The following is a 23017-nucleotide window of genomic DNA, read 5'->3' as shown; positions in this document are numbered from 1 at the left end:
CGTGCGGTGCGGCCGAATCCGTTCGCGTTCGCCCTCTTGTCAAAGGTTAGGGATGTTTCCTAACTTAATGTCATGTCCGAGACCACACGGCACTCCCGGCGCGACCTCCTGCGAGTGAGCGCGGCGGGCGGTGCCGCCTTCGCCGCGGGCAGCCTCCTGCTGCCCGGCGCCGCCCAGGCCGCCCCCCGCCCGACCGCCCTCGACACCCCGACCCTCCCCGCACCCCGCAGCGACCGGACCTCCGGGTCCGCGCTGCGCCCCTTCGGCCGGCACCTGGCCTTCGGGGCCGATCCCTCCCAACAGGTCGTCGTCTCCTGGCAGGTGCCGGGCGCGGTGACCGCCCCCTTCGTCCGGATCGGCCTCCAGCCCGGCGACTTCGGCTCCCCGATCGCCGCCGAGGTCCGCACCCTGGTCAGCAAGCTGTCCTGGCAGCACCCGGTCGAGGACCAGCCCCTGGTCAAGCCCACCACCGTCACCCAGTACTACCTGCACGCGCAGGTGGACCAGCTGATCCCGGACACCACGTACTACTACGTCGTCGGCCACCAGGGCTACGACCCCGCGGGGCAGCGCGCCCAGCTCGGCGACGTGGCGAGCTTCCGCACCGCGCCCGCCCCCGGCCGCGGCACCGGGTTCACCTTCACGGCCTTCGGCGACCAGGGCGTCGGGTACAACGCGGCCGCCACCGCCAACCTGATCGCCGGCCTCGACCCCGCCTTCCACCTCCACATGGGCGACCTCTCGTACGCCAACAGCGGCGGCAGCGGCAAGACCAGCGACCCCTACGACGCCCGCCTGTGGGACTCCTTCTTCGTGCAGAACGACCCCGTCGCCTCCCGGACCCCGTGGATGATGGCGATCGGCAACCACGAGATGGAGGCCTGGTACGGGGCCGACGGCTACGGGGGCGTCCGCGCCCGGTTCACGATGCCCGACAACGCCTGGGCCCAGTCCACCGGGATCTACTCCTGGCGCTGCCAGAACGTCGGCCTGATCAGCCTCGACGGCAACGACATCTGCTACAACACCGCGGCCAACCTGAACTACACCAAGGGCAAGCAGAAGAAGTGGCTGGAGAGCCGGCTCGCCGCGCTCCGCGCCGACACCACCATCGACTTCGTCGTCGTCTACCTGCACCAGTGCACGTACTCCACCTGCCACGACAACGGAGCCGAACTCGGCGCGCAGCAGGACTGGGCCCCGCTGTTCGACAAGTACCAGGTGGACCTGGTGCTCAGCGGCCACAACCACGTCTACGAGCGGACCGACCCCATCCGCTCCGGCAAGCCCACCCGCAAGGTCGCCTCCGGAGACACCGTCAATCCCCTGAAGGACGGCACCACGTACGTCGTCGCGGGCGGCGGTGGCGGCGGGGTCTACTCCTTCCCCGTCGCCGACACCTACCTCGGGCACGAGACGAAGAACGACTCCCCCGTCCCGATGGTGGTCGCCGATCCGACCGGCCACAACCAGACCGTCAAGGTCACCTGGTCCAGGGTCCGTTACACCGGTTACTGCCTGGTGGCGGTCGACGTGACGCCCGCCGCCGCCGGCAAGCCGGCCCGCATGGCGGTGCGCTCGATCACCGAGGACGGCACCGCTGTGGACCAGTTCACCGTGCAACGCGGCTGAGCCGGCCCGCGCCCGGACGGTCTGCTCCCCGCCGGCCGGGCCGGGCGCGGCGGCGGGCCGGCGGGGTGCGCGTCAGCGGTCCGTGGTGACGGTGAAGCCCTGCGGGGCGCGCAGGTCGACGGCTCCGGTGTGGTCGGTGGACACCTCGATCGGCAGGCCGGCCACCGTCAGGCCGGTGAACGTCAGCGACTCGTAGCCGGCCGGGAGCTGGGCCCGCACCCGGAGCCGCCGGTTGGGGGCGTCGGCCTCCAGGCCGAGCAGTGCCTGCACCACCTGGACGGAGGCGGCGGCGGCCCAGGCCTGCGGGCGGCAGGAGGCCGGGTAGGGGACGGGGCGGGCGACCTCGGCGCGCGGGTGGCCGCCGAAGAGTTCGGGCAGGCGGTGGTCGAAGGCCGCCGCCGCGCGGACCAGGCCCGCGGCCAGCGGCGCGGCGGCGTCGTGCAGCCCGGCGCGGGCGAGGCCGTGGACGGCGATGGCGCTGTCGTGCGGCCAGACCGAACCGGTGTGGTAGCCGAGCGGGTTGAAGCCGGTCGCAGCGGCGTCCAGGGTGCGCAGCCCGAAGCCGCTGTCCATGCCGGGGGCGGTGAGCCGGCCGGCGACCAGGGCGCTCTCCTGCGGGTCGAGCAGGCCGGTGCCGAGCAGGTGGCCCATGTTGGAGGCGATCGAGTCGACCTTGTGCTTGCCGCCGTCGAGGGCGACCACCGGGTACGGGCCGTGCGCGTCCTCGGTCCAGAACCGGTCGCGGAAGCGCAGCCGCAGCTCCTCCGCCCACTGCCGCCAGCGGTCGGCGCCGGGCCGGCCGAAGGCCTCCAGCAGGGCGGCGGAGGCGACGGCGGCCTCGTAGGCGTAGGCCTGGACCTCGCTGAGCGCGATGGGGGCGTCGGCGATCCGGCCGTCGCGGAAGCGGATGCTGTCGGAGGAGTCCTTCCAGCCCTGGTTGGAGAGCCCCTTGCCGGAGCTGTCGACGTACTCCAGGAAGCCGTCGCCGTCCGCGTCGGCGTGGTCGGCCAGCCAGGCGAGGGCGGCCTCGGCGTGCGGCAGCAGGGCCTCGACCTGGTCCTCGGGCATGCCCCAGCGCCAGGCGTCGTGCAGCAGAGTGAGCCACAGCGGGGTGGCGTCGGCCGTGCCGAAGTAGCAGGGCGGCAGGTGGGAGCCGTTGTCGAGGTGCTGCTCGTCGCGGCGGACCTCGTGGAGGATCTTGCCGGGCTGCTCCTCGGTGGCCGGGTCGAGGGCGCGGCCCTGGCGGCGGGCCAGGGTACGCAGCGTGCCGGCGGCGAGATCGGTGCCGAGCGGGAGCATCATCCGGGCCGCCCAGAGCGAGTCGCGGCCGAACAGGGTGAGGAACCAGGGGGCCCCGGCGCCGAGGAAGTGGTCGGCGGGCTCCAGCGGGTCGGTGAGCAGGAGGCCGCGCAGGTCGTGGTGGGAGCGGGCGATCCAGTGCGCGAGGTGGTGGTCGCGGCCGGTGATCCCGGGGGTGCGCCACGGGGCGGCGTCGGCGGCCGGGGCGGGGAAGAGGTCGCCGTCGCGGTGCTCGGCGGTGCACTCCAGGACGGCCTGCCAGGTCTGGCCGGGGGCGAGTTCGAGGTCGAAGCCCAGGGTGCCGGTGTCGGCGGCGAGGTGGTCGGGCGCCGGCTCGACGGTGAGGGCGGCGCTGAGCGGGCCCTCGCTCCAGCGCAGGCCGTTCGGGTCGGCGGTGGGCGTGAGGGCCTGGGTGGTGCGGCCGGCCTTGACGGAGTCCATCGCGGCGAAGTCGCTCTCCGCGCGCAGGTCCAGGCGCAGGCGGGCGGTGAGGTCGCCCGCGTTGCGGACGGTGTACCGCTCGACGAGGCGGCCGGGGTGCAGCTCCCGGCGGCGTTCCAGGGTGACGGCCGGGTCGGGGGTGAGTTCGGCGATGCCGCGCAGCACGGTGACGAAGGTGGTGCGCCCGTCCTCGCCGTGCGCGGTGGCGACGGGGGCGTTGGGGATCCCGGCGACACCGGCCTCCAGGCGGGAGAGGATCCGGCGGTCCCCGTGGTAGAAGCCGTCCGCGCCTTCGCCGATCCGCCCGTCCGGGCGCGAGGCACAGAAGCTCGGGGCGGCCACGGAGAGCTGGGCGTCGTGCAGGAACGGCTGCAGGGCGATCGCTGACATGGTCTCTTCATCCTCGTTTTGGGGCTTGACAGTTGCTTCCACTCGGGCGCAACCTTTCTGCCATTGGAGCGTTCCAAGACATTAACCCCCCTGGTGGGGAAGATGGAACCCCGTATTGGAACGCTCCAAGATCTTGTCAATGAAGACAGAACCTAGGATCGCCGTCATGCATGCACACTCATCGCCCCGGCCCAGGACAGGGTCCGCCGCGACCCTGGAAATGGTCGCCGCCCGGGCCGGCGTGGGCCGTCAGACGGTGTCCAACGCGATCAACTCGCCCGAGCTGCTGCGCCCGCAGACGCTGGAGCGGGTCCAGCGCGCGATCGACGAGCTCGGCTACCGCCCGCACCGGGCCGCGCAGGCCCTCAAGACCAGGGCCAGCCGGCTGATCGGCTACGGCATCCGCTCCAGCAGCACCGGCGTCCCGACCCCGGTCCTGGACCAGTTCCTGCACTCGCTCTCCGAGGCCGCCGACCAGGCCGGCTACCGGGTGGTGCTGTTCGCCGTCGCCCCCGGGGACGACGAACTCACCAGCTACCAGCAGCTGCTCGACGAGCACGGCGCGGACGGCTTCGTACTCAGCGGCACCGACCGCGGCGACCGCCGCCAGGGCTGGCTGCACGAACGCGGCGTCCCCTACGTCGCCTTCGGCCGCACCTGGTCCGGCCGGGACGTCGGCGACTGGGTCGACGTCGACGGCTCCGCCGGGACTTCGGCCGCCGTCCGGCACCTGGCCGGGCTCGGCCACCGCAAGATCGGCTTCCTCGGCTGGCCGAAGGGCTCCGGCGTCGGCGACGACCGCGCCCGCGGCTGGCAGAGCGCGATGCGCGAACTGGGCCTGCCCGCCCGGGGCCGCCGGGCCGAGAGCCCGGACGACCAGGCGAGCGCCACCGAGGCCGCCGAACGGCTGCTCGCGACCGGCGCGACCGCGGTCGTGACCGCCAGCGACACCCTGGCGCTCGGCTGGTACCAGGCGCTGCGCCGCGACGGCCGCGCCCCCGGCCCGGACGCGGCCGTCATCGGCTTCGACGACTCGCCGGTCGCCCCCCTGCTGTTCCCGTCGCTGTCCAGCCTCGCCCAACCGCTCGACGCGGTCGGCCGCGAGTGCATGCGACTGCTGCTGGAACGCCTCGGCGACCGCCACCGGCCGACCGAACACGTGCTCCTGGAACCGGAGCTGGTCCTGCGCGAAAGCGTCTGACCGCCACTCCCCCGAACCATCTCCGCCCACTCCCCCCACCCACCCTCGCAAGGAGATCCCGCATGGCCACCTCCCGCACCCTCGCCGCGGCAGCCGTCTGCACGGCCGTCGCCCTCGGCGCCGTCACCGGCTGCTCCTCCTCCGGCGGCTTCGGCGACTCACCGGCCAAGCAGTCCTCCGGCGGCAACCAGAGCCTGACGGTGCTGATCGCCACCTCCGGCGAGTCCGAGACGGCCGCGGTCAAGGCCGCCACGGCCGACTGGGCCAAGAAGACCGGCAACACCGTCACCGTGCAGATCGCCAGCGACATCAACCAGCAGCTCGGCCAGGCCTTCGCCGGCGGCAACCCGCCGGACCTCTTCTACGTCAACTCCGACCAGTTCGCGAACTACGCCAAGGGCGGCTCGCTGTACGCCTACGGCGACCAGATCCCGGACGCCGCGGACTTCTCCGAGCCGCTGCGCAAGGCCTTCAGCTACGACGGCAAGCTCACCTGCCTGCCCAAGGACACCTCCACCCTGGGCCTGGCGATCAACACCACGCTGTGGCAGCAGGCCGGCCTGACCGAGGCCGACTACCCGACCAGCTGGCAGCAGCTCTCCGACGACGCCGCCAAGCTCACCAAGGACGGCGTGACCGGCCTGGTGACCGCCCCCGACTACCAGCGGCTCGGCGCCCTGCTGAAGGAGGCCGGCGGCTGGATCACCAACCCCGAGCAGACCGCGATGACCGCCGACAGCCCGGCCAACAAGCAGGCGCTGGAGTACGTGCAGTCGATGATGAAGGCCGGCTCGGCCAAGTACGTCGCCGAGGTGGACGCCGGCTGGGGCGGCGAGGCGCTCGGCAAGGGCAAGGCCGCGATGACCATCGAGGGCAACTGGCTCAAGGGCGCGATGGCCAAGGACTACCCGAACGTCCAGTACAAGGTGCTCCCGCTGCCCGCCGGCCCGGCCGGCCCCGGCACCCTCGCCTTCAGCAACTGCTGGGGCATCGCCGCCAAGAGCCAGCACCAGGCGGCCGGGGTCGACCTGGTCAAGCACCTCGCCTCCGCCGACCAGCAGCTGGAGTTCGCCCAGGCCTTCGGCGTGATGCCCTCGCGCACCAGCGCGCTGAGCGCCTACGCCCAGAAGTACCCCGAGTCCAAGGCCTGGGTCGACGGCGTCGCCAACGCCCAGGCGCCGGTCACCATCGCCGGGTTCACCAAGGTGCTCACCCAGTTCAACACCGACCTCCAGTCGCTGAAGACCGGCGACCCGGCGGCCATCCTGGCCACCCTCCAGCGCAACGGCGAGCAGGCCATCAAGAATGCCAAGTAACAGCTCCACCGGCACGACACGCCGGCGCAGCCTGCGCGAGGGAGCATGGGGCTGGCTGTTCGCCGGCCCCATGGTCCTGGTCCTCGGCCTCTTCATGGTCCTGCCGATCGGGATGGCCCTGTGGGTCAGCCTGCTGCACTGGGACGGCCAGTCCAACCCGTTCAGCGGCAGCGCGGACTTCATCGGCCTGGACAACTACCGCCGGCTGTTCGCCGAGGACGGCCTGGACCGCACGCTGTTCGCCACCTCGATGCGCAACACGCTGTACTACGTCCTGCTGACGGTGCCGCTGCAGACGGTGCTGGCGCTGCTGCTCGCCATCCTGGTCAACCAGCGGATGCTGCGCGGCCGGGGCGCCCTGCGCACGGTGTTCTACTTCCCGTCCGTCACCAGCTCGATCGCGATCTCGACGGTCTTCCTGTTCCTCTTCCAGGGCAGCGGCGCCGTCAACCGGATGCTGGGCTGGCTCGGGGTCAAGGGGCCGAACTGGTTCGCCGACCCGCGCGGGGTGATCTGGCTGGTGCTCGGCTGGTTCGGCCTGGACCAGCCCGCTCCGGGCACGGGCGGCCCGCTCGGGCTGTCCTGGTCGGAGTGGTTCGCCGGGCCCTCGGTCGCGATGTGCACGTTGATCCTGATGGCGGTGTGGACCACCTCCGGCACCTTCATGCTGATCTTCCTCGCCGCCCTCCAGGACATCCCGCGCGAACTGGAGGAGGCCGCCGCGCTCGACGGCGTCAACCGCCGCCAGCTGCTGCGCCACGTCACCCTGCCCGCCCTGCGGCCCGTCCTGTTCCTGGTGCTGACCCTCGGCCTGATCTCCACCTGGCAGGTCTTCGACCAGGTGTACGTGATGGGCAAGGGCGCGCCCGGCAACACCACCCTGACGCCCGCCTACCTGTCCTACTCGGCCGGCTTCGACAACGCCGACTTCGGGCAGGGCGCCGCCATCGCGTTCGTCCTGCTCGGCCTGATCCTGCTGCTCACCGCCGTCCAGCGGTGGGTCCTGCGGGAGCGGGACGGCAAGCCCCGCCGCAGCCCGAAGGGAGCCCGCCGTGCCGCACGCTGACCGCAAGCCCGCCGTGGACAAGCCGATCCTCGGCCGCTTCCCCCGGCCGCTGCGGCTCCTCGGGTACACCGTCCTGCTCGGCTTCGCGCTGCTCTACCTGCTGCCGTTCCTGCTGCAACTGGTGAACAGCTTCAAGACCGACCCGGACGCGGCCGCCCACCCGATGTCGGTGCTGCCCGACGGCGGCACCCTGGCCTCCTACCGGCGGCTGTTCGGCCTGGCGGAGGGCGTCGAGAACATCCCGTTCCTGCGCTGGCTGGGCAACAGCGTGGTGGTGACCGTCCTGGTGACGGCCGGCCGGGTGCTGTTCGACTCGATGGCGGGCTACGCGCTGGCCCGGATCAGGTTCCCGGGCCGCCGGCTGCTGTTCGCCTTCGTGCTGGCCGTGATGGCGGTGCCGGGCGTGGTGCTGCTGATCCCGAAGTTCCTGGTGCTGAAGAGCTTCGGCATGTTCGACAGCTACAGCGGCATGATCCTGCCGCTGCTGGTCGACGCCGCGGGGATCTTCATCATGAAGCAGTTCTTCGAGTCGGTGCCGCGCGAGATCGAGGAGGCGGCACGGATCGACGGCGCCGGGACGTTCCGGATCTTCTGGTCCGTCGTCCTGCCGATGTCCCGGCCCTCGCTGATCACGCTCACCGTGCTCTCCTTCCAGGGCTCCTGGAACGAGTTCACGCACTTCCTGGTCTCCACCCAGTCCAGCGAGCACGACACCCTCACCACCGGCCTGGCGCACTTCGTCTCCGGCGGCCTCGGCTCCGGGACGCAGTACCCGCTCAAGCTGGCGGCGGCGCTGGTCTCCACCCTCCCGGTGGCGATCCTGTTCTTCTGCTTCCAGCGCCACTTCGTGCGCGGCGCCAACTCGGGCTCGCTCAAGGAGTGAGCCCGGCCCGGCCCGGCCCGGCCGGTACACCCCCTCTGCCGAACCTTCCTGTGAACCCTTCTTGGAGAACCACGTGCCCGCCCGTATCGAGGACTACGCGCTGATCGGCGACATGCAGACCGCCGCCCTGGTCGGCAGGGACGGCGCCGTCGACTGGCTGTGCCTGCCCCGCTTCGACTCCCCGGCCGTCTTCGCCGGCCTGCTGGGCACGGACGAGCACGGCTTCTGGCGGATCGCCCCCGGTGACGCCCCGCCCGCCCACCGGCGGCGCTACCGGGGCGATTCCCTGATCCTGGAACAGGAATGGGACACCGCCGGGGGCACTGTCCGGGTCGTCGACTTCATGCCGCCGCGCGGCACGGCGGCCCCGCAGCTGATCCGGATCGTCGAGGGCGTGTCCGGCACCGTCCGGATGCGCTCGGCCCTGCGGATGCGCTTCTCGTACGGGCGCGTCGTGCCCTGGGTGCACAAGGTCACGGACGGCACGGGGACCCGCACCGTCGCCGTGGCCGGGCCCGACTCGGTGTGGCTGGACGGCGAGTCCGAGACCTACGGCCGCGACCTGACCACCTACGCCGACTTCACCGTCACCGCAGGCGAGCGGATCGCCTTCGCCCTCACCTGGCAGGCCTCCCACCTCGGCGCGCCCGACCGGCCGGACGCCGAGCAGGCACTCGCCGCCACCGAGGAGTTCTGGCGCGACTGGGCCGCCCAGTGCACCTACCAGGGCCCCTACCGCGAGGCCGTGATCCGCTCCCTGATCACCCTCAAGGGCCTCACCTACGCCCCCACCGGCGGCATCGTCGCCGCCCCCACCACCTCGCTGCCCGAGGACATCGGCGGCGTCCGCAACTGGGACTACCGCTACACCTGGCTGCGCGACGCCACCATCACGCTCTCCTCGCTGCTGCGCACCGGCTACCGCGACGAGGCCAAGGCCTGGCGCGAGTGGCTGCTGCGCGCCGTCGCCGGCGACCCGGAGAACCTCCAGATCATGTACGGCATCGCCGGTGAACGGGAGCTGGTGGAGACCGAACTCGATTGGCTGCCCGGCTACGAGGGCTCCCGCCCCGTCCGGATCGGCAACGGCGCCGCCGGGCAGCTCCAACTCGACGTCTACGGCGAGGTCGTCGAGGCCCTGCACCTCGCCCAGCACACCGGCCTGGCCCGCAACGACCACGCCCACCTGCTGCAACTGCGGCTGATCTCCTGGCTGGAGGAGCACTGGCAGGAGCCGGACGAGGGCATCTGGGAGGTCCGCGGCCCGCGCCGGCACTTCGTCCACTCCAAGGTGATGGCCTGGGTCGCCGTCGACCGGACGGTCCAACTGCTGGAGCAGACCGACTGCGAGGGGCCGCTGGAGCGCTGGCGCGCCCTGCGCGACACCATCCACGAGGACGTCTGCACCCACGGCTACGACCCGGAGCGCAACACCTTCACCCAGTCCTACGGCTCTCAGGAACTCGACGCCTCCCTGCTGCTCATCCCCCAGGTCGGCTTCCTGCCGCCGGACGACAAGCGCGTCATCGGCACCGTCGAGGCGATCCAGCGCGAACTGTCCACCGAGGACGGCTTCGTGCTGCGCTACCCCACCAGCGGCGGGGTGGACGGCCTGCCGGGCGACGAAGGCGCCTTCCTGGCCTGCTCGTTCTGGCTGGCCGACGCCCTGGCGATGATCGGCCGGACGGACGAGGCGCACCAGCTGTTCGACAAGCTGCTGTCCATCCGCAACGACCTCGGGCTCCTGGCGGAGGAGTGGGACCCGCGGCTCAAGCGCCAGGTCGGCAACTTCCCGCAGGCCTTCAGCCATGTGCCATTGATCGACACCGCGCTGCGCCTCGGCCGGGGCTGAGCCGGTCCGAAATTAATCGGCCACCCCCTTGCCGATGATGTGATCAAATGTGTAAGCACTGTGGCGCTCGACGCCACCGGGGAGGGACTGGTCTGACCATGTGGTCAGGCCCCGTTACACAGGAGACGTACCATCAACACCGCCATTCGCCGGGCCGCGCGCGGAACCGTTCCCGTCGCCGTCACCGCATCCGTGCTCGCCGCCGGCCTGGCCGCCTGCGGCACCGTCGAGCAGCTGTCCGCCGCGCAGAAGGTGTCCAAGGCCTTCACCAAGGTCGGCGAGGGCAAGGCCGCCGGCCTCACGTTCTCCGTGGACGCCACCCCCGAGCAGATCACCGCCTTCGGCGCGGCCACCGGCGACAAGGTCGATCCGAAGAGCGCCGACGCCGTGTCCGGGCTGAACTTCTCCGTCGCGATATCCGCCGACAAGCCGCTGAAGGACCTCGACACCTTCAAGAACGCGCAAAGCAGCGGTGCCGACAAGGACCTGACGCTCGACAAGTCGGTGCGCCTGTCCTACGTGCTCTCCGACCGGAAGGGCACCGCGCTGCTGGAGTACCGCCAGGTCGACGCCAAGGCGTTCCTGCGGGCCGACGCCAAGGGCCTGGTGAAGCTGGTCGGCGAGGACCCGTCGCAGGTCGACGCCATCAGCAGCGGCCTGCCCGCAGAACTGAAGCCGGTCAAGGACGTGCTGGCCGGCAAGTGGGTCTCCTTCGACCTCCAGAAGCTCGCCGACGACGCCAAGAAGTTCGACGGCGCCAAGGCCACCCCGAGCGCACAGCCCTCGCTGGACCCGGAGTCCGCCAAGCAGCTGACCAACTCCCTCAAGGACGTGCTGTCCCGCACCGTCACCTTCGAGGACAAGGGCAAGAAGGACGGCGCCGAGCACATCTGGATGAGCGCCCCGGGCCGCCAGCTGGCCGACGAACTGCTGAAGGCCCTCAAGCCGCTGGCCACCAAGCTCCCCCAGCAGTTCGGGAAGCTCCCCACCTCCGTCCCGAGCACCGTGCGCGAGGACAAGGTCGGCGCCGACCTCTACCTGAAGGACGGCAAGCTCTCCGCCGCCACCTTCGACCTCGCCCAGCTGGAGGCGAAGGCCGGACCGGGCGTCAACTTCCCGGTGAAGCTCGCCTTCAACCAGAACGCCCCGACCGTCGAGGCCCCCGCCGACGCCGTCGCGCTGACCAGCGACGACATCCAGAGCGCGATGCTCAGCCTCCTCACCTCCGGCGCCACCAGCGGGGGCAAGGGCGGCACCGCCCCGACCACCCCGGCGCTCACCCCCGGCAAGCCCCTGACCCCGGCCCAGGCCGAGGAGCTGAAGGGCCTCGGCCTGCCCCTGGAGCAGCAGCAGGTGTTCAGCAAGCTCGGTATGGGCTACGAGGACATGAAGAGCCTCGCCCAGGAGGGCTGATCCCCGCTTCTCCCCCACGGCGCCCGGCCGGCCGCGACAGCGGCGGGCCGGGCGCCGCTGTTCGACGTCACAGCCGGTGCCCCGGCCGCCCGGATCACCGGCGCGCGAGATGGACGGTGAGGTCGGCCGCGACCTCGACCGTCTCGGGCAGCACTCGCGCGATCGCGTCGAAGGCCTGCCGCCGCCTCGGCGGCGGCAGTTGGAGGTACGCCGAGATGGTCGACAGGTGGCCGAGGTAGTACGGGGCGCTCACGAGCAGGCGCCGCCGGATGACGGACTGCCGGACGTCACGGAACAGCCGGGACCGCTCCAACTCCGTTCCTGGCCACTGTAGTTCCTCCTCGGGGGCGGTCCCGTCCGGGGACGGGACGTCGTCGCTCTCCAGGAACGGCGCCCGGGCCGCCCGCACGGCCTCCTCGACGGCCGGGTCGGCCGGCTGGAACGGACCGCCGAAGTTGGCGAACACGCCGTCCGGCTCCAGCAGTTCGGCCACCCGCGACCACCGGCCCTCCGGGCGCGTCCAGTGCAGGGCCGCCGCCGCGTAGACCAGCCCGTACGTCCCGCCCGGCCGCAGGTCCTCGAACGCGGCCCGGACGGTCCGCACGTTGGGGGGCGCCGTCCTGCGCAGTTCGGCGAGCATGGCCGCGTCGGGCTCCGTCGCCGTGACGTCGACCCCGTGCCCGGCGAACAGCCTGGTCGCCTTTCCGGTGCCCGCACCGATCTCCAGGGCGGTCCGCACCGGCCGGCCCGCGTACGCCGTCACCGTGTCGAAGAGTTCGTCGGGATACCCCGGCCGGAAACGTTCGTAGGCTTCGGCGACCGCGCCGAAGCTCAGTGCACGAGCAGACATGCCGAGCATCCTGACACGACCGCGGCGGGCCGTGCCCCGGGTTTTCCGCCGCCGCACCACGCCCGACGGAGTGGTGCGGGTCCGGAATCAGCCGGTTGTCGGTAATGAACGATTGTGTTCCCTATACCCCGGGGATACTGCCGGTGTCATTCGACGGACCCGCCCCCTCACCGTCATTCGCTCCCGAGTCATTGGGGGACCTGCCATGGTCACCTCGCGCGCCCTGGCCCCGGCGCCGCCCGCACCCGCGCGACGCGGCCAGCACCCGGGGACAGCCCTCACCGTCATCGCGGCCACCCAGCTCATGGTGGTCCTCGACGTCACGATCGTGAACATCGCCCTGCCGCACATCCAGCAGGCGCTGAGGTTCAACACCACCGACCTGTCCTGGGTCGTCAACGCCTACACCCTCGCCTTCGGCGGGCTCCTGCTGCTGGGCGGGCGGATGGGCGACATCCTCGGACGCCGGCGCGTGTTCGTCGCCGGGGTCCTGATCTTCAGCCTCGCCTCACTGCTCGGCGGCGTCGCACAGTCCTCCGGCTGGCTGCTGGCCGCGCGCGCACTCCAGGGCCTGGGCGCGGCGATCGCCTCGCCGACCGCGCTCGCCCTGATCGCGACCAACTTCCCGGAGGGCCCGGCCCGCAACCGCGCCTTCGGCGTGTACTCGGCCGTCGCCGGGGCGGGTGGCGCCGTCGGCCTGCTCGCCGGCGGGATCCTGACCTCCTGGCTGTCCTGGCGGTGGGTGCTGTTCGTCAACGTGCCGATCGGCATCGCGATCGCGCTGCTGGCGCCGCTCTACATCAACGAGTCCGAACGGCACCCCGGACGCTTCGACCTGACCGGCGCGTTCGCCGCCACCGCGGGCATGGTCTCGCTGGTCTTCGGCTTCATCCGGGCCTCCGACCACGGCTGGACCGACCCCGTGACGCTCACCTCGTTCGGCCTCGCCGCGCTGCTGCTGGCGGCCTTCCTGTTCCACGAACGGCGGGCGCCGCAGCCGATCACCCCGCTGCACCTGTTCCGCGACCGCAACCGCTCCGGCGCCTACGGGCTGCTGCTCTGCGTGGCCGCGACCATGTTCAGCATCTTCTTCTTCATGACCCTGTTCGTGCAGGACGTCCTCGGGTTCAGCCCGCTGCGGGCCGGCCTCGCCTTCCTGCCGATCAGCGCCGCGAGCGTCGCCGCCGCCCAGTTCGCCGCCCGCACCCAGCTGCGGTACGGGCGCCGACCGTTCCTGGTGGTGGGCTCGCTGCTGGTGGCGGGCGGGACGTTCTGGTCCACCCGGCTCGACGCCCACAGCGGCTACCTGACCGGGGTCCTCGGCCCGACCCTGCTGTTCGGCCTCGGGATGGGCTCGATCTTCGTCCCGGCCACGCTGACGGTGGTCTCCCGGGTCGCCCCGCACGAGACCGGCGCGGCCACCGGCATGCTCAACACCACCCAGCAGGTGGGCGGCTCGCTGGGGCTGTCGATCCTGGTCACGGTCTACGGCGCGGCCGGCCGCAACGAGGCCGGCCGACAGGTCGGCACGTTCCTGCGGCAGGCCACCCCGCAGCAGGCGGCCCAGTTCCGGGCCACCGGAAAGCTGCCGGCGCCGTACTCCTCCGAGGTGCTGGCGCACGGCATCTCCAGGGCGTTCGACATGGGCCTGGCCTTCGCCGTGCTCGCGGCGCTGATCGCCCTGTTCGTCATCAGGACCGACCGGGAGGCGCCACCCGTCAGCCCTTCGGGGGACGGCACTTGACAGGGCCTCCGGACATCGCCGACAGTCCATCTTGCAATGGTTTTCATCTTCGATAACCAGACTCCGCGAAAGAGGACACCCATGTCGCTCGACGTCTCCCCCGCCCTCCTCGCCCAGGCCGAGCACGGCCGGGTCAACCAGGCCGACTTCCTCGACACCGTCCGCGCCTCCCTCCCCTACGCCTACCAGGTCGTCGCCGGGCTCAGCACCGAACTCAGCGCCACCGAGGACGAGTTCACCACCGACAACACCACGCCCACCGACGAGGAGCGCGCCCAGCTGCTGCGCGCGCTCGCCAGCAACGCCATCCGCGGCAGCCTGGAGGACCACTTCGGCGTCAAGCTCGCCTTCGTCAACTGCCACCGCGTCGGCGCCTTCCGCCCCGGCACCGAGGACGGCGACGCCTACCGCGAGTTCACCTCGCTGCACAACCAGATCCGCAACCAGAGCCCGGAGCTGCGCAGCTGCTGACCCTCCCGGACGCGCGGCGGGCCCCGTCGGGGGAGGGGGCCCGCCGCGCCCCGTACCGGGTCGATGTGGAGACGGGATTGCGCCGTGTTGCGCGCCGATGTCCGATCCCGCGCCGATCTTGTGGGGACGCGAGCCGCCTGCGTACGTTCGACGGGCACCACCCGCCCGGCCCTCCCGGGGCCGCCTCACACCACCCGGAGCCACCCACCATGCCGCCGACCCCACGACCGCTGCGGAAACTCGGCTTCCTGACCATCGGACTGTTCGACGAGGCCGACCCGCGCCGGGGCCACGAGTCCACCCTCGACCTCATCACCCTCGGCGAGCAGCTCGGCTTCGACAGCGCCTGGCTGCGCCACCGCCACCTCCAGTACGGGATCTCCTCCCCCGTCGCCGTGCTCGCCGCCGCCTCCCAGCGCACCAGCCGCATCCACCTCGGCACCGCCGTCACCCCGCTCGGCTGGGAGAACCCGCTGCGCCTCGCCGAGGACCTCGCCACCGTCGACATCCTCTCCGGTGGCCGCCTCAACCCCGGCTTCAGCGTCGGCCCGCCCACCCACTACGACCGGGTCCGCGGCACGCTCTACCCCGACACCGGCGAGCACGAGGACTTCGGGACCGGCCGCGCCGAGCGCCTCCTCGGCCTCGTCCGCGGCGAACCCGCCTCCGACTTCGCCGGCACCGAGGGCATCGAGGTGTACTCCCGCCGGGTCCAGCCGCACTCCCCCGGCCTCGCCTCCCGGCTCTGGTACGGCGCCGGCAGCCTGCGCTCCGCCCGCTGGGCCGGCGAGCACGGGCTCAACCTGCTCACCAGCAGCATCGTCAAGGCCGGGGAGCCCGGGGAGTCCGAGGACTTCGCCGAGATCCAGCGCACCCAGATCCGCGCCTTCCGCGCCCAGCACCCCGACGGCGAGCGCGCCCGCGTCTCCCAGGGCCTCGTCGTCATCCCCACCGACGGCGCCACCCCCGAACAGCGCGCCAAGTACCAGGCGTACGCCCTCGCCCGCACCCCGCGCACCCTCGCCCCGCAGGGCCCGGCCCGGATGGTGTTCGCGCCCGACCTGGTCGGCCCGTCCGAGGAGATCGCCGAGCGGCTGCACGCCCACGCCGGCTACCAGGAGGTCGACGAGGTCGCCTTCGCCCTGCCCTTCACCTTCGACCACCAGGACTACGTGCAGATCCTCACCGACCTCGCCACCCGCCTCGGCCCCGCCCTCGGCTGGCAGCCCTCGACCGGGCGCGGCTGACCCGGCGGCCTCGCGCGCAGCGGGGCACGGAGACTCAGGGCACGGCGACTCAGGGCCGGGCGGGGCCGCGGGTGGGCAGCGTCTGGCTGTAGACGACGCTCGTGGTCGTGCTGCCGAAGCCGGCCAGCTCGTCCACGAGCGTCTCCAGATGCTCCATGGAGGTCGCGGCGACCTTGAGGGTGTAGCAGTCGTCGCCGGTGGTGCGCAGGCACTCCAGGAGCTCCCGGCGCTCGGCGAGCAGCCGGCGCAGCGGCTCGTGCCGGTTGCCCGGGTACTTCAGCCGGATGACGGCGAGCACGGGATAGCCGACCTTGGCCAGGTCGACCGCGGCGTGGTAGCCGGTGATGACGCCCAGCGCCTCCAGGTTCCGCACCCGTTCCGTGGTGGCGGACGAGCTGAGGTTCACCCGCCGCCCCAGCTCGCTGAGGGAGATCCGGGCCTCCCGTTGCAGCTGTCCGATGATCTGCCAGTCGACGTCGTCGAGATTCACGGCCATTCCGCGATTCTACCGGCAGAACCACGGCACAGGGCAGTGATCACCGGGATGGTTCGGTTCCGTCAGCCATGATCACCGGGATAGCCTCGGTCCATGCAACTTGGCGTCAACGTACCGAACTTCGGGCCCGGGACGGACCCCGGCGTGCTGCGTGAATGGGCGCGGACCGCGGAGGGGCTCGGCTTCGACCTCCTCATGCTGTCGGACCACGTGACCATCACCCCGGACGTGTCCGTGCGGTACCCGGAGCCGTTCTACGAGCCGTTCACCACGCTGTCCTGGCTGGCCGGCCTCACCACGGACCTGCGGCTGGGCACGAGCGTGCTGATCCTGCCCTACCGGCACCCGCTGCTGACGGCCCGGCTGGCCGCCAACCTCAGCCGGCTCAGCGGCGGCCGGTTCGTCCTCGGGGTGGGCGTCGGCTGGGCGCGGCAGGAGTTCGACGCGCTCGGCGTGCCGTTCGCCGCGCGCGGCCGGCTGACCGACGAGTACCTGGGCGTGCTGCGGGACGCCTGGCGTCCGGAGACTCCGGGGACGGGGACGGGGACGGGGACGGGGACCGGGAGCCACGCCGCCCCGACGCCCGTCTGGGTCGGCGGCCACAGCGGGGCGGCGATCCGACGCGCGGTCAGGTTCGGCGACGCCTGGCACCCGCTGCGGCTGCCCCTGCCCCTGATGCGCTCGATCCTGGCGGAGCACTCGCTACCGGGGTTCTCCCCCCGCATCGCCCTGCGGATCACCGAGGCGCCGGTCGACGATCCCGAGCGGCCCGCCGGGGTCGGCACCGTCGAGCAGGTCCTCGACGACCTCGACCAGCTGCGGCTGCTCGGCGCGGACACCGTCGTCCTCGACCCCTACCACGGCGATCCGGAGGAGACCCGTCGGCCCCGCGCGGCCTGGCGGGCGCTCACCACCGTGGCCACCCAATGGAAGGCCCGCCCGTGATCACCCTGGCCGACGAAACCCTCCTGCGGCGCGCCGTCGCCCTCGCGGCCCGGGCGGTCGCCCTGGGCGACGCACCGTACGGCTCCCTGCTGGCCGGCCCGGACGGCGCGATCCTCGCCGAGGCACACAACACGGTGCGGCGCGACGACGACATCACGGCCCACCCGGAGCTGAAGCTCGCCCGCTGGGCGGCCCGCGAACTCGACCCGGACCTGGCCGCCCGCACCACCCTCTACACCAGCTGCCAGCCCTGCGGCATGTGCGCCGGCGGCATCGTCCGCTCCGGCCTCGGCCGGGTGGTCTTCGCGCTCTCCACCGAGCAACTCGTCGAGCTCAACCCGCAGTCGGGCGCCTGGCCGACGGTGGCCCAGGACGGCCCGGCCCTGTTCGACGAGGCGCGCGCACCCCTCGACGCCTACTACCGGCCAGGCCGCTGACGTCGACGCGCCGGGCGGGCACTGGTCAGATGACTAAGCGCTTGCTTAGACTCGGGCGTCCAGTGCAGGCCCGCGCGCCCCCAGGAGACGCCATGACCGCGACCAACCGTCAGATCCGCCTCGCCCGCCGTCCGGTCGGGGAGGTGCGGGCGGAGGACTGGGCACACGGGTCGGAGCCGGTGCCGGCGGCCGGGCCCGGGCAGTTCGTGGGGCGGACGCGGTACGTGTCGCTGGACCCGGCGATGCGCGGGTGGCTGGACGACCGGCCGTCCTACCTGCCGCCGGTCGGGCTGGGCGAGGTGATGCGGGCCGGGTCCGTGGTCGAGGTCGTCGAGTCCGACCACCCGAAGTTCCGCGTCGGCGACCACGTGGTCGGCAGCTTCGGCGTCCAGGAGTACGTGGTCTCGGACGGCAAGGGCGCGCTGAAGGTCGACCCCGCGCTCGCGCCGCTGTCGACGTACCTCGGCGCGCTCGGCATGCCCGGGATGACCGCCTACTTCGGGCTGCTGGACGTCGGGGCGCTCAAGGAGGGCGAGACCGTGGTGGTCTCCGGCGCCGCCGGGGCCGTCGGCAGCCTGGTCGGGCAGATCGCCAGGATCAAGGGCTGCCGGGTGGTCGGCATCGCGGGCGGCCCCGAGAAGTGCGCGCTGCTCACCGGGGAACTGGGCTTCGACGCGGCGATCGACTACCACTCCGAGGACGTCCGCAAGGCGCTGCGCGACCACGCGCCCGACGGCATCGACGTGTACTTCGACAACGTCGGCGGGGACGTCCTGGACACCGCGCTCACCCGGCTCGCGATGCACGCCCGGGTGGTGCTCTGCGGAGCGATCAGCCAGTACAACAACGAGACCGCCGTGCAGGGCCCGTCCAACTACCTGTCACTGCTGGTGCGGCGGGCCCGGATGGAGGGCTTCGTGGTGTTCGACTACGCGCCCCGCTACCCGGAGGCGGCCCGGGAGCTCGCGGGCTGGATCGGGGACGGCCGGATCAAGGTCAAGGAGCACGTGGTGGAGGGGACGGTGGACGACTTCCCGGCGGTCCTCGGAATGCTCTTCCGCGGGGAGAACACCGGCAAGCTGGTGCTGCGGCTGAGCTGAACTCCGGCCTGAGCCGGGCCCGGTGCGGCGGCGACGGGACGTCCGCCGCCGCCGCACCGGGGGCGATCAGAGCAGGCGCTTGATCTCGCCGCGCGCCCGGTAGAAGCCGCCCGAGGCGGACTCCCGCACCTCGGCGACCAGGTACCGCGCCCCGGCGACCCGGATGTCCTTCGGGAACTGCACCCGCCGGCCCGGGTCGAAGCCCGCCGACACCACCCGCACCCGCAGCCGGGCCCCGTCCTGCACGCACTCGACCTCGATCCCGCCGCCGGGCAGGCCGCCGGTGCCGACGACCACCGTCTCCAGGGCCGTGCCCGGCCGCACCGCCTCCCAGCCCGCGTCGAGCACCTCGGCGGTGGCCGGCAGCGTCCCGGCCTCGGCCGCCCGGACGGCCTGCTCGCTCGCGTCCAGGCAGGCGAGCGAGCCGTCGGTGGTCACCAGGTAGAGCCGGCCGTCCCGGTACTGCATGCTGTACGCGGAGCCGCAGCCGGTGGCGAGCTTCCACAGCCGGGTGCCGTCGGCGGCGAAGCAGTACACCGAGGAGTGGTTGTCCCCGGCGAAGACGTACTCGCCGTCCGGGGAGGCCGCGCAGGAGAACACGGCGGCGTCGCAGCGGTAGGCGGCGACCTCGGAGCCGTCCGACTTGCGCAGCCGGTGCACCCAGCCGCGCCCGGTGCCGGCGAACACCTCGTCGGCCTCCTGCCAGCCGAACAGCACCTCGCCCTTCGTCGCGGTGTGCCACACCTGGTCGCCGCCGCGCGCCGCGTAGCGGGCGACGCCGCGCGAGTGGCCGTGGTAGACGCCGTCCGCGTCGCAGCGCACCATCCAGCCGGAGCGGCCCTCGGCCTTGCGGCGCCACTGGAACTCGTCCTCGTGGTCGACGGTGGTCAGCCCGCCGCGTTCGTCGGCGACGCCCAGGACGCCGTCGTGGATGTCGAGCCAGAAGATGTCCACGTCCTCGGCTATCTCGTACGCCACCCGGGGGACCTTGCCGCCCAGGTCGTACACCTTGCCGTCGTCGCAGCCCGCGTAGATCCACCAGTCGTCGGCGACGATGCACTTGACGCCGTCCGGCAGGCCGAACCGGGCGGTGACCTCGCCGTCGTGGGTGAGGGTGTAGACGTCGCCGCGCTCGTTGCCGACCCAGGCGTGCTCCTCGCCGACGAAGACGCCGAAGGCCGGCGAGCCGGAGCGGAACCGCCACAGCAGCGGCGCCTGGTTCGCCGTCGAACGGGTGCTGACGAGCTGCCGCCTGGTCACCGCCCGGTGCTGGCGCACGCCCTGGACGGCCGGCGCGTAGCCCTTGCGGACCTTCTCGCCGATCTTCTTGGCCGCCGACGCGGCGGCCTTCTCGGCGCTCGGGAAGCTGGTGGACTTGGCCTGCCCCTCCTCGCCGATCCGCCCGTAGCGGACCGTCACCGTACTGCCGGCGAGCCGCACCTCGTAGAACTTGTGCGCGCTCCCCTCCTCCTCGGACAGTTCGAGGTAGGTGACCTGCTCTTCCACGGCGACGGACACGACGAAGTCCCCTTTCGGGTTCTCGGGCAACGGAGACGGGAGGCGGGGCGGGGCCTGTTCGCGGCCCCGCTCGCCGACAACCCCCAACCTAAGGCCCGGCACTGACAACGCGTCCCGCCGGGCTGCCCGGAACCCCGCCTCCCACTTGTCGCCTCACGAACCATTCTTCCGCCGTACATCTGGCCGTCGCCCGCCGCGCACGGTAGGGATCGGGTGGCGTTGCTAGAACCGCAGCGCCCGAACTTTCTTGTCCGTGCTCAGACCGCCGGGCCCACCAGCCCGAGCGGCCGTCAGGAGGAAGCTCATGCGGAGTACCCAGCGAGTCCGGCGCAGAGCGATGGCGGGGGCGTCCGCCGCAGCCGTGGTGGGGGCGCTGCTGGCGCTGCCCGGCGGCGTCGCCCAGGCGGCGTCACCCGACGTGGTGATCAGCCAGGTGTACGGCGGGGGTGGCAACTCCGGCGCCCCGTACGCCAACGACTTCATCGAGCTGTACAACCGCGGCACCGCGCCGGTGTCCGTGACCGGCTGGACGGTGCAGTACGCCTCGGCGGGCGGCACGTCCTGGGGGCGGACCACGCTGTCCGGCACGATCGCGCCGGGGCGTTTCCTCCTGGTGCAGGAGGCCGCCGGGGCCGGGACGGGAGCCGCGCTGCCGACGCCGGACGCGACCGGGACCCTCAACCTGGCCGCGACCTCCGGCAAGGTCGCGCTGGTCACCAACGGCACGGCGCTGACCTGCGGTTCGGGCTGCGCGACGCAGCCCGGGGTGAAGGACCTGGTCGGCTACGGGTCGGGCGCCAGCTCCGCCGAGGGCTCGCCGACCGGCAACCTGTCCAACGCCACCGCCGCCCTGCGCGTCGGCGGCGGCGCCACCGACACCGACAACAACGCGGCGGACTTCACCATCGGCGCCCCGACGCCGCGCAACTCCGCGTCCACCGGCGGCGGCACCACCACCGGCGCCCGAATACACGACATCCAGGGCGCGGCCCGCACCTCCCCGCTCGCCGGCAGCGCCGTGAGCGCGGTGCCCGGCGTGGTCACCGCCGTCGGGCCCAACGGCTTCTGGTACCAGGACCCGCAGCCCGACAACGACCCCGGCACCAGCGAGGGCGTCTACGTCTACACCGCCGGCGCGCCCACCGTCGCGGTCGGCGACTCCGTCACCGTGAGCGCCACCGTCAGCCAGTACCGCCCCGGCGGCAGCGGCGGCACCACCAACCTGTCGATCACCGAACTCACCGCGCCCAGCGTCACGGTGCTCGCCCACAACGCGCCGCTGCCCGCGCCCACCCTGGTCGGCCCCGGCGGGCGGGTGCCCCCGGCAGCGGTGATCTCCAGCGTCACCGGCGGGGACGTCGAGACCGCCGGGAACTACCAACCCGCCACCGACGGCATCGACTTCTGGGCCTCGCTGGAGGGCATGCGGGTCGAGATCGACAACGCGGCCGTGGTCGGTCCCAGCAACAAGTACGGCGAACTCCCCGTCGTGCCCCAGGGCAGCACCACCCGCACCAACCGGGGCGGCATCCTGCTCCAGGCGGGCGACGGCAACCCGGAGCGGGTGACCCTGGCGAACGCGCTCGCGCCCACCCCCGCCGCCAACGTCGGCGACACCCTGACCGGCGCGACCGTCGGCGTGCTCGACTACTCCTTCGGCACCTTCAAGCTCCAGGTCACCACGACCCCGGCGGTCACCTCCGGCAACCTCGCCCCCGAGGTCACCGCCGCCCCGACGGCCGGCCAGCTCGCCGCCGCCACCTTCAACGTGGAGAACCTCTCCCCCGCCGACCCGCAGAGCAAGTTCGACGGCCTCGCGGCGGGCATCGTCACCAACCTGCGCTCGCCCGACCTCGTCGCCCTGGAGGAGATCCAGGACAACAGCGGCCCCACCGACGACGGCACCACCGCCCCCGACCAGACCCTCGCCAAGCTCACCGCCGCCATCTCGGCGGCCGGCGGCCCGGCCTACTCCTACCGCCAGATCGACCCGGTGGACGGCCAGGACGGCGGCCAGCCCGGCGGCAACATCCGCCAGGTGTTCCTGTTCCGCACCGACCGCGGCCTGAGCTTCACCGACCGCCCCGGCGCCGGCTCCACCACCGCCGACTCGGTGGTCAACAACGGCGGCACGCCCCAACTCGCCTACTCCCCCGGCCGGATCGACCCGACCAACACGGCGTTCAACTCCAGCCGCAAGCCGCTCGCCGGCGAGTTCCGCTGGAACGGCAAGCCGGTCTTCGTGATCGCCAACCACTTCAACTCCAAGGGCGGCGACCAGCCCCTGTTCGGCCGCTACCAGCCGCCCGCGCACCCGTCCGAGACCCAGCGCCACAACCAGGCGACGGCGGTGAAGAACTTCACCGACCAGATCCTGGCGGTGGACCCGAACGCGGCGGTCATCGTGCTCGGCGACCTCAACGACTTCGAGTTCTCGCAGACCGCCGACATCCTCACCGCCGGCGGCTCGCTGACCGACCTGCCGCGCACCCTGCCGCTGCCCGAGCGCTACACCTACGTGTACGAGGGCAACTCCCAGGTGCTGGACCACATCCTCATCTCCGGCGCGCTGGCGGCGAAGCCGTACAGCTACGACATCGTGCACATCAACAGCGAGTTCAGCACCCAGCTGAGCGACCACGACCCGCAGGTCGTGCGGATCCCGCTGCCCTGACGCACGACACCGGCGCGGTGCCGGCCTCCCGCCGGACGGGGA

General features: G+C 72.5%; 18 protein-coding genes. 14 read left to right on the top strand and 4 right to left on the bottom strand.

The window, feature by feature from the left end:
- Positions 1-72: 72 nt before the first annotated feature.
- Positions 73-1632 (top strand): purple acid phosphatase family protein, encoded by a 1560-nt coding sequence (locus ACIOGZ_RS32210; RefSeq protein WP_400988630.1) that lies wholly within the window; start codon positions 73-75, stop codon positions 1630-1632.
- Positions 1633-1704: 72 nt separating this feature from the next.
- Here the strand turns inward: ACIOGZ_RS32210 and ACIOGZ_RS32205 are convergent, their stop codons facing one another.
- On the bottom strand, positions 1705-3762 hold the full coding sequence (locus tag ACIOGZ_RS32205; protein ID WP_400988628.1) for a glycogen debranching N-terminal domain-containing protein: 2058 nt from the start codon (positions 3760-3762) through the stop codon (positions 1705-1707).
- A gap of 166 nt (positions 3763-3928) precedes the next feature.
- Between ACIOGZ_RS32205 and ACIOGZ_RS32200 the strand changes: the two genes are divergently transcribed.
- The 6 genes from ACIOGZ_RS32200 to ACIOGZ_RS32175 all read left to right on the top strand — a co-directional run bounded on the left by ACIOGZ_RS32200 (position 3929) and on the right by ACIOGZ_RS32175 (position 11493).
- Positions 3929-4963, top strand: a complete 1035-nt coding sequence (locus ACIOGZ_RS32200; RefSeq protein WP_363589223.1) for a LacI family DNA-binding transcriptional regulator — start codon at positions 3929-3931, stop codon at positions 4961-4963.
- A 62-nt stretch (positions 4964-5025) separates the two neighbouring features.
- Positions 5026-6279, top strand: a complete 1254-nt coding sequence (locus ACIOGZ_RS32195) for an extracellular solute-binding protein (RefSeq protein WP_363589225.1) — start codon at positions 5026-5028, stop codon at positions 6277-6279.
- The gene (locus tag ACIOGZ_RS32190; protein WP_350884138.1) at positions 6269-7345 is read left to right on the top strand and encodes a sugar ABC transporter permease; all 1077 of its coding nucleotides are present in this window, start codon (positions 6269-6271) and stop codon (positions 7343-7345) included. Before ACIOGZ_RS32195 ends, ACIOGZ_RS32190 begins: the two co-directional genes overlap by 11 nt.
- Positions 7332-8228, top strand: a complete 897-nt coding sequence (locus ACIOGZ_RS32185; RefSeq protein ID WP_363589227.1) for a carbohydrate ABC transporter permease — start codon at positions 7332-7334, stop codon at positions 8226-8228. Before ACIOGZ_RS32190 ends, ACIOGZ_RS32185 begins: the two co-directional genes overlap by 14 nt.
- Before the next feature lie 73 nt (positions 8229-8301).
- Complete coding sequence (locus ACIOGZ_RS32180) at positions 8302-10080, top strand: glycoside hydrolase family 15 protein (RefSeq protein WP_400988627.1); 1779 nt, start codon at positions 8302-8304, stop codon at positions 10078-10080.
- A 192-nt stretch (positions 10081-10272) separates the two neighbouring features.
- A complete protein-coding gene (locus tag ACIOGZ_RS32175) occupies positions 10273-11493 on the top strand; it encodes a hypothetical protein (RefSeq protein ID WP_363587177.1) in 1221 nt (406 codons plus the stop codon).
- Between the two features lie 94 nt (positions 11494-11587).
- Here ACIOGZ_RS32175 and ACIOGZ_RS32170 read toward each other — a convergent pair whose 3' ends face one another.
- Positions 11588-12343 (bottom strand): class I SAM-dependent methyltransferase, encoded by a 756-nt coding sequence (locus ACIOGZ_RS32170; protein WP_363632471.1) that lies wholly within the window; start codon positions 12341-12343, stop codon positions 11588-11590.
- Positions 12344-12548: 205 nt separating this feature from the next.
- On the opposite strand from ACIOGZ_RS32170, the gene ACIOGZ_RS32165 reads away from it, so the two are divergent.
- From ACIOGZ_RS32165 to ACIOGZ_RS32155, 3 genes are all read left to right on the top strand, one after another.
- A complete protein-coding gene (locus tag ACIOGZ_RS32165) occupies positions 12549-14087 on the top strand; it encodes an MFS transporter (RefSeq protein WP_363587175.1) in 1539 nt (512 codons plus the stop codon).
- Between the two features lie 81 nt (positions 14088-14168).
- Positions 14169-14558, top strand: a complete 390-nt coding sequence (locus ACIOGZ_RS32160) for an SCO5389 family protein (protein WP_063345914.1) — start codon at positions 14169-14171, stop codon at positions 14556-14558.
- A 209-nt stretch (positions 14559-14767) separates the two neighbouring features.
- Positions 14768-15805: an LLM class flavin-dependent oxidoreductase gene (locus tag ACIOGZ_RS32155; RefSeq protein ID WP_363587174.1), complete on the top strand. Its 1038-nt coding sequence runs from the start codon at positions 14768-14770 to the stop codon at positions 15803-15805.
- Positions 15806-15854: 49 nt separating this feature from the next.
- Here ACIOGZ_RS32155 and ACIOGZ_RS32150 read toward each other — a convergent pair whose 3' ends face one another.
- The gene (locus tag ACIOGZ_RS32150) at positions 15855-16301 is read right to left on the bottom strand and encodes an Lrp/AsnC family transcriptional regulator (protein WP_400807993.1); all 447 of its coding nucleotides are present in this window, start codon (positions 16299-16301) and stop codon (positions 15855-15857) included.
- Positions 16302-16394: 93 nt separating this feature from the next.
- Between ACIOGZ_RS32150 and ACIOGZ_RS32145 the strand changes: the two genes are divergently transcribed.
- From ACIOGZ_RS32145 to ACIOGZ_RS32135, 3 genes are all read left to right on the top strand, one after another.
- Positions 16395-17246 carry a TIGR03619 family F420-dependent LLM class oxidoreductase gene (locus ACIOGZ_RS32145; RefSeq protein WP_400988626.1) on the top strand — a complete coding sequence of 284 codons (852 nt, stop codon included), beginning with the start codon at positions 16395-16397 and terminating at the stop codon, positions 17244-17246.
- The gene (locus ACIOGZ_RS32140; protein WP_363632473.1) at positions 17243-17683 is read left to right on the top strand and encodes a nucleoside deaminase; all 441 of its coding nucleotides are present in this window, start codon (positions 17243-17245) and stop codon (positions 17681-17683) included. Before ACIOGZ_RS32145 ends, ACIOGZ_RS32140 begins: the two co-directional genes overlap by 4 nt.
- Positions 17684-17775: 92 nt before the next feature.
- Entirely contained in the window at positions 17776-18783 is a 1008-nt protein-coding gene (locus ACIOGZ_RS32135; RefSeq protein WP_400988625.1) for an NADP-dependent oxidoreductase, read from the top strand.
- Between the two features lie 66 nt (positions 18784-18849).
- Here the strand turns inward: ACIOGZ_RS32135 and ACIOGZ_RS32130 are convergent, their stop codons facing one another.
- A complete protein-coding gene (locus ACIOGZ_RS32130) occupies positions 18850-20301 on the bottom strand; it encodes a WGR domain-containing protein (RefSeq protein ID WP_363587169.1) in 1452 nt (483 codons plus the stop codon).
- A gap of 304 nt (positions 20302-20605) precedes the next feature.
- Between ACIOGZ_RS32130 and ACIOGZ_RS32125 the strand changes: the two genes are divergently transcribed.
- Positions 20606-22975 (top strand): lamin tail domain-containing protein, encoded by a 2370-nt coding sequence (locus ACIOGZ_RS32125; RefSeq protein WP_400845038.1) that lies wholly within the window; start codon positions 20606-20608, stop codon positions 22973-22975.
- The last annotated feature ends 42 nt before the right edge of the window (positions 22976-23017 follow it).

The organism is Kitasatospora sp. NPDC088160 (genome assembly GCF_044741445.1).
GTDB lineage: Bacteria > Actinomycetota > Actinomycetes > Streptomycetales > Streptomycetaceae > Kitasatospora.
The sequence above is the reverse complement of the archived record's forward strand: the minus strand, read 5'-3'. Positions and strand labels throughout refer to the sequence as shown.

Excerpts from the sequence above, each read along its gene's own strand:
- ACIOGZ_RS32210 (WP_400988630.1), top strand. The coding sequence starts at position 73 with ATGTCCGAGACCACACGGCACTCCCGGCGCGACCTCCTGCGAGTGAGC.
- ACIOGZ_RS32205 (WP_400988628.1), bottom strand. The coding sequence starts at position 3,762 with ATGTCAGCGATCGCCCTGCAGCCGTTCCTGCACGACGCCCAGCTCTCC.
- ACIOGZ_RS32200 (WP_363589223.1), top strand. The coding sequence starts at position 3,929 with ATGCATGCACACTCATCGCCCCGGCCCAGGACAGGGTCCGCCGCGACC.
- ACIOGZ_RS32195 (WP_363589225.1), top strand. The coding sequence starts at position 5,026 with ATGGCCACCTCCCGCACCCTCGCCGCGGCAGCCGTCTGCACGGCCGTC.
- ACIOGZ_RS32190 (WP_350884138.1), top strand. The coding sequence starts at position 6,269 with ATGCCAAGTAACAGCTCCACCGGCACGACACGCCGGCGCAGCCTGCGC.
- ACIOGZ_RS32170 (WP_363632471.1), bottom strand. The coding sequence starts at position 12,343 with ATGTCTGCTCGTGCACTGAGCTTCGGCGCGGTCGCCGAAGCCTACGAA.
- ACIOGZ_RS32165 (WP_363587175.1), top strand. The coding sequence starts at position 12,549 with ATGGTCACCTCGCGCGCCCTGGCCCCGGCGCCGCCCGCACCCGCGCGA.
- ACIOGZ_RS32160 (WP_063345914.1), top strand. The coding sequence starts at position 14,169 with ATGTCGCTCGACGTCTCCCCCGCCCTCCTCGCCCAGGCCGAGCACGGC.
- ACIOGZ_RS32155 (WP_363587174.1), top strand. The coding sequence starts at position 14,768 with ATGCCGCCGACCCCACGACCGCTGCGGAAACTCGGCTTCCTGACCATC.
- ACIOGZ_RS32150 (WP_400807993.1), bottom strand. The coding sequence starts at position 16,301 with ATGGCCGTGAATCTCGACGACGTCGACTGGCAGATCATCGGACAGCTG.
- ACIOGZ_RS32145 (WP_400988626.1), top strand. The coding sequence starts at position 16,395 with ATGCAACTTGGCGTCAACGTACCGAACTTCGGGCCCGGGACGGACCCC.
- ACIOGZ_RS32135 (WP_400988625.1), top strand. The coding sequence starts at position 17,776 with ATGACCGCGACCAACCGTCAGATCCGCCTCGCCCGCCGTCCGGTCGGG.
- ACIOGZ_RS32125 (WP_400845038.1), top strand. The coding sequence starts at position 20,606 with ATGCGGAGTACCCAGCGAGTCCGGCGCAGAGCGATGGCGGGGGCGTCC.